Below are 12,970 nucleotides of genomic sequence, written 5' to 3' on the forward strand. Positions count from 1 at the left end.
TCAACAAGAAAAAGAACGGCAGGTAACCCATGAGGGATCTCTACGAAAGCCAGAGAGCGATGCGGAACATGCGCCGCACGGCCATGCAACGCGGGGTGATCGCGATCCTCGACGTGGGCACGTCGAAGATCGCCTGTCTTGTCCTGCGTTTCGACGGACCAGACGCATTCGCCGAATCCGACAGTGTCGGATCGATGGCGGGGCAATCCTCGTTCCGGGTCATCGGGGCGGCGACGACCCGCTCCCGCGGGGTCCGCTTTGGCGAGGTCGACGCCATGCAGGAGACCGAACGCGCCATCCGCACCGCGGTGCAGGCCGCGCAGAAGATGGCCAATGTCCGTGTCGATCACGTCATCGCCTGTTTTGCCGGCGCGCGGCCCCGGTCCTATGGTCTGGACGGGGTGGTTGATGTGCAGGGGCAGGTGGTGGCCGATCACGATATCGGACGGGTCCTGGCCGCCTGCGAGGTGCCCGATTTTGGCGCCGACCGCGAAGTCCTGCACGCACAGCCGGTGAATTTCTCGCTAGATCATCGCACGGGGCTGTCCGATCCGCGCGGCCAGATCGGCAATCGCCTGACCGCCGATCTGCATCTTCTGACAGTGGACGCGACGGTGGTGAAGAACCTTCTGTTCTGCATCAAGCGCTGCGATCTGGAATTGGCGGGGCTTGCCTCGTCGGCCTATGTGTCCGGCATCGCAAGCCTCGTCGAAGACGAACAGGAACTGGGCTCGGCCTGCATCGACATGGGCGGCGGCGCGACGGGTCTGTCGATCTTCATCCGCAAGCACATGATCTATGCAGACAATGTGCGGATGGGGGGCGATCACGTCACCTCCGACATCTCGATGGGGCTTCAGGTGCCGATGGCCACGGCGGAACGGATCAAGACACTCCACGGCGGCGTCGTGGCCACCGGGATGGACGACCGTGAGATGATCGAGATCGGCGGCGACACGGGCGACTGGCACCATGACAGGCGGACGGTCAGCCGGGCAGAACTGATCGGGATCATGCGGCCCCGGGTTGAGGAAATCCTCGAAGAGGTGCGCCTCAGGCTCGATGCGGCGGGGTTCGAATACCTGCCCAGTCAGCAGATCGTGCTGACCGGTGGCGGCAGTCAGATCCCCGGACTCGATGGTCTGGCCTCAAAGATACTGGGTCAGCAGGTCAGGCTGGGCCGGCCGCTGCGCGTGCAGGGGCTGCCGCAGGCAGCAACCGGGCCCTCGTTTTCCGGGGCGGTGGGCCTGTCGCTCTTCGCCGCGAACCCGCAGGACGAATGGTGGGATTTCGACGTCCCCACCGAACGCCACCCGGCCCGCAGCTTCCGCCGCGCGGTCAAGTGGTTCAAGGACAATTGGTAGAGCGGAGCGGGGCCGTTTTTCTTGCGAAAGACGGCTTTCGGTTCGCGGATGATGTGCTAGAGTTTTCAACAAGGTCGAAAACGACCACCGGAGGCCGGGCAGGGCTCCTTCATGGCTGAATGAACGCGCCTCTCGGGGAATGGGTCGGCGTGCGTAGTTGCGTCTGGCGGTTGCACCGCCACATCTGGGGTCATCGGCGATATCCCGCGAGTCGTGCCCCGAATTGGCCCATATTTTGTATAATTTGGCCATATTTCGGGTGACCTCTTCGTCATCGAAAGTTAAGATCGCGGGAAGATTACGGGAAATCGCCCTGATTCGGGGCGCTCGGGATGCGCAGGCGGGCAAGAACGCCGCCGTATCCTGGCACATCCGGGCGGTTCGCGGCAGGCAACGGTAAAAAGACAGGCGGACAGTGCAATGACACTCAATCTCTCCCTCCCGGGGCAGGAAGATCTCAAGCCAAGGATCACAGTTTTCGGGGTCGGCGGTGCCGGCGGCAATGCCGTGAACAACATGATCCAGAAGGAGCTTGATGGCGTCGATTTCGTCGTGGCGAATACCGATGCTCAGGCCCTGCAGCAATCCATGGCCCAGTCGCGGATCCAGATGGGGGTGAAGGTCACCGAAGGTCTGGGCGCCGGGGCCCGCGCCACGGTGGGCGCCGCGGCGGCCGAAGAGTCGATCGAACAGATTGTCGATCATCTGGCCGGCGCGCATATGTGTTTCATCACTGCGGGCATGGGCGGCGGAACCGGAACCGGTGCCGCGCCGATCATCGCACAGGCGGCCCGAGAGCTGGGTGTCCTGACCGTTGGTGTCGTCACCAAGCCGTTCCAGTTCGAGGGCGGCAAGCGGATGAAACAAGCCGAGGAAGGTGTTGATGCGCTTCAGAAAGTCGTCGACACGCTGATTATCATCCCGAACCAGAACCTGTTCCGTCTCGCCAACGAGAACACCACCTTTACCGATGCCTTCGCGATGGCCGACGACGTCCTGTATCAGGGCGTCAAGGGCGTGACCGACCTGATGGTTCGTCCGGGCCTGATCAACCTCGATTTTGCCGACGTGCGCGCCGTGATGGACGAGATGGGCAAGGCGATGATGGGCACGGGCGAGGCCGAAGGCGAGAACCGCGCCGTACAGGCCGCCGAGAAGGCGATCGCGAACCCGCTTCTCGACGAGATCAGCCTCGAAGGTGCGAAGGGCGTCCTGATCAACATCACGGGCGGGCACGACCTGACCCTGTTCGAACTGGACGAAGCGGCCAACAAGATCCGCGAAAAGGTCGATCCCGACGCGAATATCATCGTGGGCTCCACGCTCGATCCGTCGATGGAAGGCGCGATGCGTGTCTCGGTCGTGGCGACGGGCATCGATGCCGCTGTGAAGTCGTCGGATATGCCGGTTCCGCGCCGGTCGATGTCGCAGCCGCTGCGTGAACGTGTCAGCCAGGAAGACACGCGCCAGACCGAAGTCGCTGCCGCGCCTGCCCCCCGTCCGACGCCGGTTCCGGCGCCCGAGCCGGTCGCCGCTCAGGCGGTCGAGCAGGAGCACCACATGGAGGAGCCGACGCTCTTTGATGCGCCGGCCGCCCAGTCCGAGGAAGAAGACGACTTCGCCGATATCCATTCGGCCCTGGTGGAAGATGAGCTTCCGCCGCCGGCCTATCAGCCGCGCGCGGAGCCGGCGATGGACTCGGCCGAAAGCTTCATCGCGCCCCGTGCGCCCGCTCCGGGAACACCGTCGCCAGAGGCGCTGGCGCGTCTGCGCTCGGCCGTTCAAAGCCAGCCGCGGGCGGCAGAACCCCGCCCTGCCGCACCGCAGCACGCCGCCGAGACAGAGCGGCCGCGCTTCGGGATCGGATCGCTGATCAACCGGATGTCGGGTCAGCACGGCGAAGCCCCGCGTCCGACACGGGAGCAGCCGCAGGTATCGAGCCAACCGGCCGCACAGCGTCATGACGAGGAAGACGCCTACGATCCGGATCAGGAACGGATCGAAATCCCGGCATTCCTCCGTCGTCAGGCGAACTGAGGGGCCAGCTGTCACATCATCTGTGACGTTGCGTCGAAATCACGGAAACGGGCTGCTCAAAGGCGGCCCGTTTTTGCATTTATAGCAATGAGTTAAGATGCGGTCCTTACTGTGATCGCTTGGCCATGGGTCACACTCGAAGATTTATTGCCGTCAGTAACAAAGAGTGAGTTGAGCCATGAAGGCCCGCCCCCTATCTCGATTCCCAACTGAGAGTTAATGGGCGATCATCGTGCAAACCACTTTAGCGTCATGCGCCACGTTCGCGGGGACCGGTCTTCATTCCGGTCGGCCCGCGAAATGTGTTGTGAAACCGGCACCCGCCGGCCATGGCGTGGTGTTCTGCCGGGTCGACGTGTCGGCCAGGACCGCGACGATCCCCGCGCTCTGGACGCATGTTCGGGCGACGGCGCTCAACACCCGGATCGGAAATGCCGATGGGATCGAGGTCTCGACCGTCGAACATCTGCTGGCCGCGCTGGCCGGTTGCGGCGTGCACAATGCGCGGGTCGAACTGCATGGGCCAGAGCTTCCCGCGCTTGACGGGTCAGCCGCCCGGTTTGTCCGGGGCGTGATGGATGCCGGGATCAAGCGGCTTGCGGCGCCGCTCGATGTCATCGAGGTGACGTCCCCGATCACGGTGTCCAGCGGCGATGCCTGGGCCAGGCTGACGCCGTCGGACGCGCTCGAGATCGATCTGACGATCGATTTCCCGGATGCGGCCATCGGCCGGCAGCAGAAAGTCCTCGATCTGGGCAACGGGACCTTCGTTCGAGAGCTTTGCGACAGCCGGACATTCTGCCGTCAGTCCGACATCGAACATATGCGGCGTCAGGGGCTTGCCCTCGGCGGAACCTATGACAACGCGGTCGTCTATGATGGGGCCGGGGTCCTCAATCCCGGGGGGCTGCGTCACAAGGACGAGGCTGTCCGTCACAAGATGCTTGATGTGATGGGCGATCTGTCCTTGGCGGGCTATCCTTTGCTGGGGCGCTACGAGGGCTACAAGTCCGGTCATGCGATGACCCATCGCCTTGTCGAGGCGCTACTGTCGGACCCGTCCGCCCACAGGCTCCGGCGCTGTGATGACGGATTGGCCAAACGCTTGCCGGGGGCCGGTCTCGTGGCCGCCGATCTGGCCGCCGTCGCCTGATCGGGGCTTTCGGATACGTGCGGCAAAAGGCATTTTGCACCCCGATTTTTCATGGTAGACACCCCATGCGCAGCAGTATCGTGCAGCCAATAGCGCGAGGAGACGGGGTTTGAGCAGAGCGGGCGACAGGATTGGGTTTCGGGCGTCGCTCCTTGCCGCCGGTTTGGCTCTGACCGTGCTCTCCGCCTGCGGAAGCGGTCTTCCCGACAATATCCCCCTCGAGAATTACACGGCAGAAGAGATTTTCGAGCGCGGCGAATTCGAGCTGGCACGCGGTCAGGCAGATGACGCGGCCTTCTATTTCTCCGAGATCGAGCGGCTTTACCCCTATTCCGAATGGTCGAAACGCGCGCTGATCATGGCTGCGTTCGCCTATCACAAGGATGAGGATTATCCCGCCAGCCGCGCCTCTGCGCAGCGCTACCTCGATTTCCACCCGACAGGTGAAGACGCGGCCTATGCGCAATATCTTCTGGCGCTCAGCTATTATGACCAGATCGACGAGATCGGTCGCGATCAGGGCCTGACGTTCCAGGCGCTTCAGGCGCTGCGGGTGGTGATCGAACGCTATCCCGACAGCGAATATGCCCGGTCATCGGTTCTCAAGTTCGATCTCGCCTTCGATCACCTGGCAGCCAAGGAGATGGAGATCGGGCGCTATTATCTCCGCCGGGATCATTTCGCCGCCGCGACCAACAGGTTCCGTGTCGTTGTCGAGGATTTCCAGACCACGTCCCACACGCCTGAGGCGCTGCACCGGCTTGTCGAATCCTACCTGTCGCTTGGTCTGACCGACGAGGCACAGACGGCGGGCGCGATCCTGGGCTATAATTATCAGTCGACCGAATGGTACGAGGACAGCTTTGCCCTGTTGACGGGGCAGGGGCTGGAGCCGCAATCCATCGGGGACAACTGGCTGTCTGCCATCTACCGGCAAATGATCCGTGGAGAGTGGCTCTGACAAGGGGCGGGGCCTCATGCTGCGATCACTCGATATAACAGACCTTCTCATTATCGATCGGCTGGAACTTGGGTTTCAGTCGGGTCTGAACGTGTTGACCGGTGAAACCGGTGCGGGCAAATCGATCCTTCTGGATGCGTTGGGCTTTGTGCTTGGCTGGCGCGGTCGGGCTGCGCTGGTGCGCAAGGGGGCTGCTCAGGGGGAGGTGACGGCCGTCTTTGATCTGCCCGCCGGCCATGCCGCGCATCAGGTTCTCGAAGAGGCAGGCATCCCGACCGAAGAGGGCGAACTGATCCTGCGCCGGGTGAATTCGACCGACGGACGCAAGACGGCATGGGTCAACTCGGTCCGCGTCTCGGGCGAGGTGTTGCGCGCGCTTTCCGATCACCTTGTCGAATTGCATGGCCAACAGGACGATCGTGGTTTGCTTAACCCGCGCGGACATCGCGATCTTCTGGACGATTTCGCCGCAACCGCGCCCCTGCGCGACGCAACCCGCCGCGCCTGGAGCGCGCGCCGGGCCGCTCAGTCCCGGCTCGACGATTTGCGCGCCGCCGCCGAGGCACTTCGGCAGGAAGAGGAATTCCTGCGCCATGCGGTGGCCGAATTCGACGCGCTGGCCCCCGAACCCGGCGAGGAAGACAGGCTAGATGCCGAACGCCGGCTGATGCAGGCGGCCGAAAGGATCCGCGAAGATATCTCGAAAGCCCATGCCGCGATCACGGGAGACGGTGCCGAAGGCATGGTCCGCGATGCGACGCGCTGGCTTGACGATGCCGCGGATGTCGCCGAAGGCCGGCTCGACTCGGCGATCGATGCGCTGTCACGTGCGATGGAAGCCTTGGGCGAGGCCGAACAGGGCATTGCCGAAACCCTCGACGCGCTGTCCTTCGATGTCCATGCGCTCGAGACGACCGAGGAACGGCTCTTCGCCATTCGCGCGCTGGCCCGCAAACATGGCCAGTTGTCCGACGACCTGCCCGCGTTTGCCGACAGCCTGCGTGAACGGCTCACGGCGCTCGATGCGTCGGAGGGCGATATCGCGGGGGCCGAGGCATCCCTTGCGCGCGCCGAGGCCGAATATGCCGCCGCCGCCGAAGCGCTGAGCGCCGCGCGGACCAAGGCTGCCCGCAAGCTCGAGACCGCGATGGCCGAGGAACTCGCCCCGCTCAAGATGGAACGCGCGGTCTTCGAGGTTTCGATCGCAGAGGGCTCTGCGGGCCCCGATGGACGCGATGACGTGCGCTTCCTTGTTGCCACGAACCCGGGCGCGCCCGCTGGTGCGCTCGACAAAATCGCCTCGGGCGGCGAGTTGAGCCGTTTTCTCCTGGCTTTGAAGGTCTGTCTGACACAGGATGTGCAGGGCCTTACGATGATCTTCGACGAGATCGATCGGGGGGTCGGCGGGGCCACGGCCGATGCCGTCGGGCGCCGTCTGAAGGCGCTGGCCGAAGGTGGTCAGGTGCTGGTGGTGACGCATTCGCCGCAGGTTGCGGCCCTTGGCGGGCATCACTGGCGCGTCGAAAAGGCCGTCTCGCGCAAGGATGGCGAAGAGATCACGACGTCGCGTGTTCTGGCTCTCGCACCCGAGGAACGAATCGACGAGATCGCACGGATGCTGGCTGGGGATCGGATTACCGATGCGGCGCGCGGTGCGGCGAAAGAGCTTCTGGCCGCAACGCCGGCGTGAGCCGCTTGCGGTCCGGCGTGGCGGGGATGCGGCGCAGGTGCTGGCCGGCAAAGACGGGCAAGCGCTGCCCGTATACGCCGATGCGAAGTCGCCCCGATGGTCTGAAAAGCAAAACGGCGGGAACGACGGTGACGAAGTCTGAATGTCTCGTCATGTCGCTCCCGCCGGTCTTTCCGGCCAAATACGCGCCGGTGTTCTCAAATATGGAACGGCAACCCACTCACGCTTACCCATTCCCCTAGACTATTTACTCTGTGCCTTGCGGCGGGAAACAAACAAATGATGCAATAGATATCTTTTGCACCGGATTTGACCCTCGCCGCATCCCCCAAATTGGGTATGCCTAGCGTTTTTGACGAATGATCGGGGTTAGTGCGTCGAGGATATCCCGCCACTTGAGGAAGAACAGAAGCTGCCCGGCATCCGGAAAGACCCGGAAATCGATCCAGGGATAGTTCTCTCGATGCTCGGCGAGGGTATCGGGATGAACCTGCGGGTCCTGCAGCCCGTTGAAGAAGATCACGGGGACCGGATCGGTCTTGCGCAGCGTCGCTTCGCGCATCAGGGTAAGGGTCCCGGTCCAGTCGATCGTCTCATGGGCGATGACCTCTCGCGAGAACGCGTCATGGGCGCTGTGTCCGTCGGAGAGGCAGACCTCGGAGCCGCAGACCATGGCCTCGTAGACCTCGGGTATCTCGAATGTGCTGCGGTCGGCGGCGGAGTTGCCATAGACCGCGTGAACAAAGGCCCGCTTGCCCATCCGGTTTGCCAGGGCAAAGCCTGCCTTGACCAGAAATGGCAGAACATGCGGTGTATAGCGCGCCCCGGCGAGGATGAACCGGTGCCACTTTTCCATCCGTTCGTATTGTTCGTGGCTTTCATTGGGAAGGACGCCAGCCGCGCAGAGGATCGCGGCCACCCGGTCGGGGTGCCGTTCGTTCAGCAGAAAGGCCAGGAAACTGTCACCACCGAGCGTGATCACCGGCACGCGCCCGTGGCCCAGATGATCGAGGAGTGCGGCCATGTCGTCGACAAGCTGCGGCCCGTAATCCACGTTCCGGGGCAGGGGTGTCGAGTGGCCAAACCCCGCCCGGACCGGAACGATGATCTTCAGGCCGCGCCGCGCGGCTTCCGCCTCGGCCGAGGCAGGCCAGCGCACCAGACCGTAATCCAGCGGGAGATAAAGACAGGGTTGTCCCGTCTCGTCGCCGAGGATCAGATAATCCTGCCGCCGTCCGTCGACGTGGTGCATCGTCCGGAACGGCCTGTCCTCCAGCGTTCCGAAGCCGATAGAATGGTCGTCCAGCATGCCAGTCAGGCTGCCGCTGTATTGCGCCATTTCCATCGTTGACAGCGTCAGGCGAACCAGCTCGGGCTGGCTGCGCGTGCCGGTCTTGGCCATGATGGATTTCACCTGCGCCCGGATCGTCTCGACGCTGCGGTCGCGCTGTTGTGCGATCTCGGTGACCGACGACCCGTCCGACAGGCCATGAACGATCTGCGCTTCGGCGGAGGTCAGGTCGAACGCCTCGGACAGGAGCCGTTCGAATCCCGGTGGCCAGCCCAGTTCCGACGTGATGGCCAGAACAAAGGGTTCCTCGCCGCGCGGGGCAAGGCGGCGCAGCGAAAAGAGCATTGTGCGATCCCGCACGGCGCCACGCAGCCGCAGGACGAAATTCTCGGTGCTGTTCGACCGCAAGGCGCGAAGAACCGCCTTGAACAGCACTTCGGCCTCGCCCTCGGCCAGCGGAAGTGCACTGAGCGCCGCGCCGGGACCAAGCCCGAAGACGGAGGCCGCAACCGGATTGGTCTGCGCGATTTTTCCCGAGGCGTCGATCGCGAGTGCCGCTGTCCGTTCGATCCGTGTCATGACCTGTTCGGGGGTCATCTCGGAGACGGGCAGGGTCACGTCACGCAGAACGCGATCGGCCCGCTGGAAATGCGATTCGAACTCGGGAAGCGGGATCTCGGGTAGCCTGCCCGCGTTGGCCGCACCACGATGGGGGGCGATCAGCCGTTCCCAATGATCGAGCAACGCCTCGTAGCGGGTCGGATCGACGGCCACTTCATAAAGCTCGTCGATGACCTTTTCCGCGAGAGCATCGTCGGAAATCAGAGGCTTGGATATTGTCATGGCGGATCCAGAATTTGACCTTATGGTAAGGAATTCCCCCCCAACTTGCCAAGAACTCTGTGAAAGAACGGTGACGATCCGTGCGAATTGCCTGTTTCTTGCCCGTGACTCGCCTATTGGTTGCCGGGAACCAGCTTTCCGGGATTCATCAGGTTGCCCGGATCAAGGGCGCGTTTGATATCCCCCATCACCGCCCAGCCATCGCCGTGTTCTGCCGCCATGTAGCGCCGTTTGCCCAGCCCCACGCCGTGTTCGCCTGTCACAGTCCCGCCCAGCCTGAGCGCGCGCTCGGCCATCTTGTGCGACAGCTCGAGAGCAATGTCATGCTCGGCGGGATTGTCGGGATCGACCAGCAGGACGGAGTGGAAATTGCCGTCGCCCACGTGGCCCGCGATCGGCCCCGGGATGCCGGATGCCGCGATATCGGCCTCGGTTTCCGCCACGGCCTCGGCCAGTGCTGTGATCGGCACGCAGACGTCGGTGACATATCCCGTCCGCCCCGGATGCGCGGCAAGGATCGCCCAATAGGCGTCGTGCCGGGCGCGCCAGAGGCGGGTGCGATCCTCCGTCCGGGTGGCGCGCTCGAAATTTTTCGCGCCGTGGTCCTGGGCGATTTCGGCAAAGCGTTCGGCGTCTTCGGCGGCACCGGTCTCTGATCCGTGAAATTCGACCATCAGATGCGGCATCTCGGGCAGATCAAGTCCGCTATAGACATTCACCGCCCGCACCGTGGGGGCGTCGATGAATTCGATCCGGGCCATGGGCACGCCCGACTGGATGGTCTCGGTCACGGCGTCGACGGCCGGGCCCATCTCATCAAAGGCGCAGACGGCCGCGGTGATCGCCTCGGGCTGACCGTAAAGCCTGAGCGTCAGTTCCGTGACGAGGCCAAGTGTGCCTTCGGACCCGACGAACAGGCCCGTCAGGTCATAACCGGCCGAGGATTTGCGTGCCCGGCTTCCGGTGCGGATCACGCGGCCATCCGCCAGCACCACCTCGAGCGCCCTGACGTTGTCGCGCATCGTGCCATAGCGGACCGCGGTCGTGCCGCTGGCCCGCGTCATCGCCATGCCGCCCAGCGAGGCATCCGCCCCGGGATCAACCGGGAAGAACAGGCCCGTGGCGCGGAGTTCTTCGTTCAGGGCACGGCGCGTGACGCCCGGTTGCACGACCACGTCCATGTCCTCGGCATTGACCTGCAGCACCCGGTTCATCCGGCCGAAATCGACGGTCAGCCCGCCCTCTGTCGCCAGCGCATGCCCTTCGAGAGAGGTGCCCGCCCCCCAGCCGATGATCGGACAGCCCTCTTCGGAACAAATGCGCGCGATCTCGGCCACTTCGGCCGTGGTTTCGGGCCATGCCACGCCATCGGGCGGTGCGGGGGCAAAATGCGTCTCGGACTGGCCGTGATGATCCAGATCGGCCTTGGACCGACTGAGCCGATCGCCTAAGACATCGGAAAGTCGCATCAAGGCGGTCTCGATCGACATGGCAGGTCCTCCCCCGATTGGGCGCGATCTTACCGGTCTCGACGGTGACGGGAAAGAGCCGGAGTAGGAGATGGCAGAACAGGACGCACCCGGCAGCCGCGACGGAAAGGGTGGCCCGTTGGCGACGCTGTCCCGCGGCTGGGCCGTCCTGCTGGAAAAGGGCCCGTCCGAGATCCAGTTCTGGTTCATCGCGCTGGCCGTCGGCATCGCCGCGGCGCTGGCCGCTATTGCCTTTCGCGGCGGCATCATCCTGTTGCAGGGGCTTGTCTACGGCACCGACGATATCGAGCACATCCATTCCTTTGCCGCCGGTCTCGACTGGTACTGGATCCTCGTGATCCCGATCCTCGGCGGGCTGTTCGTGGGTATCCTTCTGGACCGGTTCACCGACAATGCGCGGGTCCGCTCCGTGGCCGATGTGATCGAGGCGGCAGCCCTGCGCGATGGCCGGGTGCAACGGCGTCGGGGCCTTGTCTCGGCATTGGCAAGCCTGGTGACGCTGTCGACCGGCGGCTCGACCGGGCGGGAAGGGCCGGTTGTTCACCTTGCAGCGGTGATCTCGTCCTATGCCTCGGCGTGGATGCGGTTCGACGGCGTGCACAGCCGCGATCTTCTGGGCTGCGCGGTTGCCGCGGCCGTATCCGCCAGTTTCAACGCGCCGATCGCGGGCGCGATCTTCGCGCTCGAAGTCGTGCTGCGGCACTTCGCGGTCCATGCCTTCGCGCCCATCGCCATCGCCAGCGTCGCGGGCACCGTCCTGAGCAGGTTGGTCTATGGCGATGTGGCGCAGTTCGGCCTGCCACAGCAATCGCAGCTGGAATTCTATATCGAACTTCCGGCCTTCCTGATCCTTGGTCTTGTCTGCGGGCTGGTGGCCGTGGTGCTGATGCGTTCGATCTTTCTGGCCGAGACGCTGGCCGATCGCGCGCAGGCGCGCACGGGCCTGCCCCGCTGGGCGCGGCCGGCGCTGGCGGGCGCTATCCTTGGCGCCATCGCGATCTGGTATCCGCAGATCATCGGCGTGGGATACGAGACAACTTCGCTCGCGCTGACCGGGTCGCTTCTGCTGCACGAGGCGATCGTGCTGGTCATGGTCAAGGTGGTGGCTGTGGCCGTCACCATGGGCGGGCGCATGGGGGGCGGCGTCTTTTCACCGTCGCTGATGATCGGGGCGCTGACGGGTCTGGCCTTCGGGATCGTGGCGACGGGTCTGTTCCCCAATGTCTCGGGCGAGGGGATGCTTTATGCGCTGGCCGGGATGGGTGCGGTGTCGGCGGCGGTTCTCGGGGCGCCGATCTCGACCACGCTGATCGTGTTCGAACTGACGGGCGACTGGCAGACGGGCCTGGCCGTCATGGTCTCGGTCTCACTGTCGTCGGCGCTGGCAAGCCGGCTGGTTGATCGGAGTTTCTTCCTGACCCAGCTGGAGCGGCGCGGCGTGCATCTTGCCGCCGGGCCGCAGACCTGGCTTCTGGGGACCTTCCAGGTGGCGAGTGTCATGCGCGCGACTGGCGCGCCGCGCGCGGCCGATCCCGATGCTGCCCAGGAGATGGTCCTCGCCGGCACATGGCTCGCGCATGACGCCACGCTGGAACAGGCGATGCCGCTGTTCGAAAAGACGAATGCCCAGTTCATTCCGGTGGTGAAGTTCCCGGGCGACGATCAGCCGCCCGAGATCTGGGGCGCCCTCTTTCAGGTCGACGCGCTGAGGGCGCTGAACCGTGCGATGGCGCGCACGGCGGCGGAAGAGCATTCCTGAAGACGGGCCTCAGACCTCTTCGACCGCGACCTTCTCGGGATAGAACGCAAGGTGGCCCTTGATCCCGGCCACGGCGTCCTTCGGATCCTCGTAACTCCATGCCGCATCGCGGATCGCGCCGGATTTGGCGATGATGGAGTAATAGCTGGCCTCGCCCTTGTGAGGGCAGGTCGTCTTGGTATCCGTCACGTCGAGAAACGCCATCGCGATATCTTCGCGGGGGAAATAGATTACGGGGGGATAGCTTCCCTCGATCAGTTCGAGGGCATTGTTGGATTCGCCCAAAACGGCACCTCCAGCCCGAACGACCCATGTGCCGCCCGCAGGCCTGATCTTGATATGGTCCGACATCGGAAATCCTCCAGTCTGGGTTGGTCCCCGT

At 64.2% G+C, this 12,970-nt stretch carries 9 protein-coding genes; 6 read left to right on the forward strand and 3 right to left on the reverse strand.

Annotated features, from left to right (window positions below):
* Nucleotides 1–29: 29 nt before the first annotated feature.
* The 5 genes from ftsA to recN all read left to right on the forward strand — a co-directional run bounded on the left by ftsA (nt 30) and on the right by recN (nt 7,205).
* The gene (ftsA, locus tag EP376_RS01785; RefSeq protein WP_127653816.1) at nt 30–1,364 is read left to right on the forward strand and encodes a cell division protein FtsA; all 1,335 of its coding nucleotides are present in this window, start codon (nt 30–32) and stop codon (nt 1,362–1,364) included.
* A 420-nt stretch (nt 1,365–1,784) separates the two neighbouring features.
* Nucleotides 1,785–3,401: a cell division protein FtsZ gene (ftsZ, locus tag EP376_RS01790; RefSeq protein ID WP_127653817.1), complete on the forward strand. Its 1,617-nt coding sequence runs from the start codon at nt 1,785–1,787 to the stop codon at nt 3,399–3,401.
* A gap of 232 nt (nt 3,402–3,633) precedes the next feature.
* On the forward strand, nt 3,634–4,554 hold the full coding sequence (gene lpxC / locus EP376_RS01795; protein ID WP_127653818.1) for a UDP-3-O-acyl-N-acetylglucosamine deacetylase: 921 nt from the start codon (nt 3,634–3,636) through the stop codon (nt 4,552–4,554).
* A 109-nt stretch (nt 4,555–4,663) separates the two neighbouring features.
* Entirely contained in the window at nt 4,664–5,515 is an 852-nt protein-coding gene (locus EP376_RS01800) for an outer membrane protein assembly factor BamD (protein ID WP_127653819.1), read from the forward strand.
* 16 nt (nt 5,516–5,531) lie between these two features.
* A complete protein-coding gene (gene recN / locus EP376_RS01805) occupies nt 5,532–7,205 on the forward strand; it encodes a DNA repair protein RecN (RefSeq protein ID WP_127653820.1) in 1,674 nt (557 codons plus the stop codon).
* A gap of 343 nt (nt 7,206–7,548) precedes the next feature.
* Here recN and EP376_RS01810 read toward each other — a convergent pair whose 3' ends face one another.
* Both EP376_RS01810 and EP376_RS01815 read right to left on the reverse strand, forming a co-directional pair.
* Entirely contained in the window at nt 7,549–9,339 is a 1,791-nt protein-coding gene (locus tag EP376_RS01810; RefSeq protein WP_127653821.1) for a bifunctional helix-turn-helix transcriptional regulator/alpha/beta hydrolase, read from the reverse strand.
* Between the two features lie 113 nt (nt 9,340–9,452).
* Complete coding sequence (locus EP376_RS01815) at nt 9,453–10,829, reverse strand: FAD-binding oxidoreductase (RefSeq protein WP_127653822.1); 1,377 nt, start codon at nt 10,827–10,829, stop codon at nt 9,453–9,455.
* Between the two features lie 70 nt (nt 10,830–10,899).
* Between EP376_RS01815 and EP376_RS01820 the strand changes: the two genes are divergently transcribed.
* Nucleotides 10,900–12,588 (forward strand): chloride channel protein, encoded by a 1,689-nt coding sequence (locus EP376_RS01820; RefSeq protein ID WP_127653823.1) that lies wholly within the window; start codon nt 10,900–10,902, stop codon nt 12,586–12,588.
* Nucleotides 12,589–12,597: 9 nt separating this feature from the next.
* Here the strand turns inward: EP376_RS01820 and EP376_RS01825 are convergent, their stop codons facing one another.
* Complete coding sequence (locus EP376_RS01825) at nt 12,598–12,939, reverse strand: DUF427 domain-containing protein (protein ID WP_127653824.1); 342 nt, start codon at nt 12,937–12,939, stop codon at nt 12,598–12,600.
* Nucleotides 12,940–12,970: the final 31 nt, after the last annotated feature.

It is taken from the genome of Alexandriicola marinus (assembly GCF_004000435.1).
In the GTDB taxonomy this organism is placed as follows: domain Bacteria; phylum Pseudomonadota; class Alphaproteobacteria; order Rhodobacterales; family Rhodobacteraceae; genus Alexandriicola; species Alexandriicola marinus.

Coding starts and splice junctions, on each gene's coding strand:
- ftsA (WP_127653816.1), top strand. CDS start 30: ATGAGGGATCTCTACGAAAGCCAGAGAGCGATGCGGAACATGCGCCGC.
- ftsZ (WP_127653817.1), top strand. CDS start 1,785: ATGACACTCAATCTCTCCCTCCCGGGGCAGGAAGATCTCAAGCCAAGG.
- recN (WP_127653820.1), top strand. CDS start 5,532: ATGCTGCGATCACTCGATATAACAGACCTTCTCATTATCGATCGGCTG.
- EP376_RS01810 (WP_127653821.1), bottom strand. CDS start 9,339: ATGACAATATCCAAGCCTCTGATTTCCGACGATGCTCTCGCGGAAAAG.
- EP376_RS01815 (WP_127653822.1), bottom strand. CDS start 10,829: ATGTCGATCGAGACCGCCTTGATGCGACTTTCCGATGTCTTAGGCGAT.
- EP376_RS01820 (WP_127653823.1), top strand. CDS start 10,900: ATGGCAGAACAGGACGCACCCGGCAGCCGCGACGGAAAGGGTGGCCCG.
- EP376_RS01825 (WP_127653824.1), bottom strand. CDS start 12,939: ATGTCGGACCATATCAAGATCAGGCCTGCGGGCGGCACATGGGTCGTT.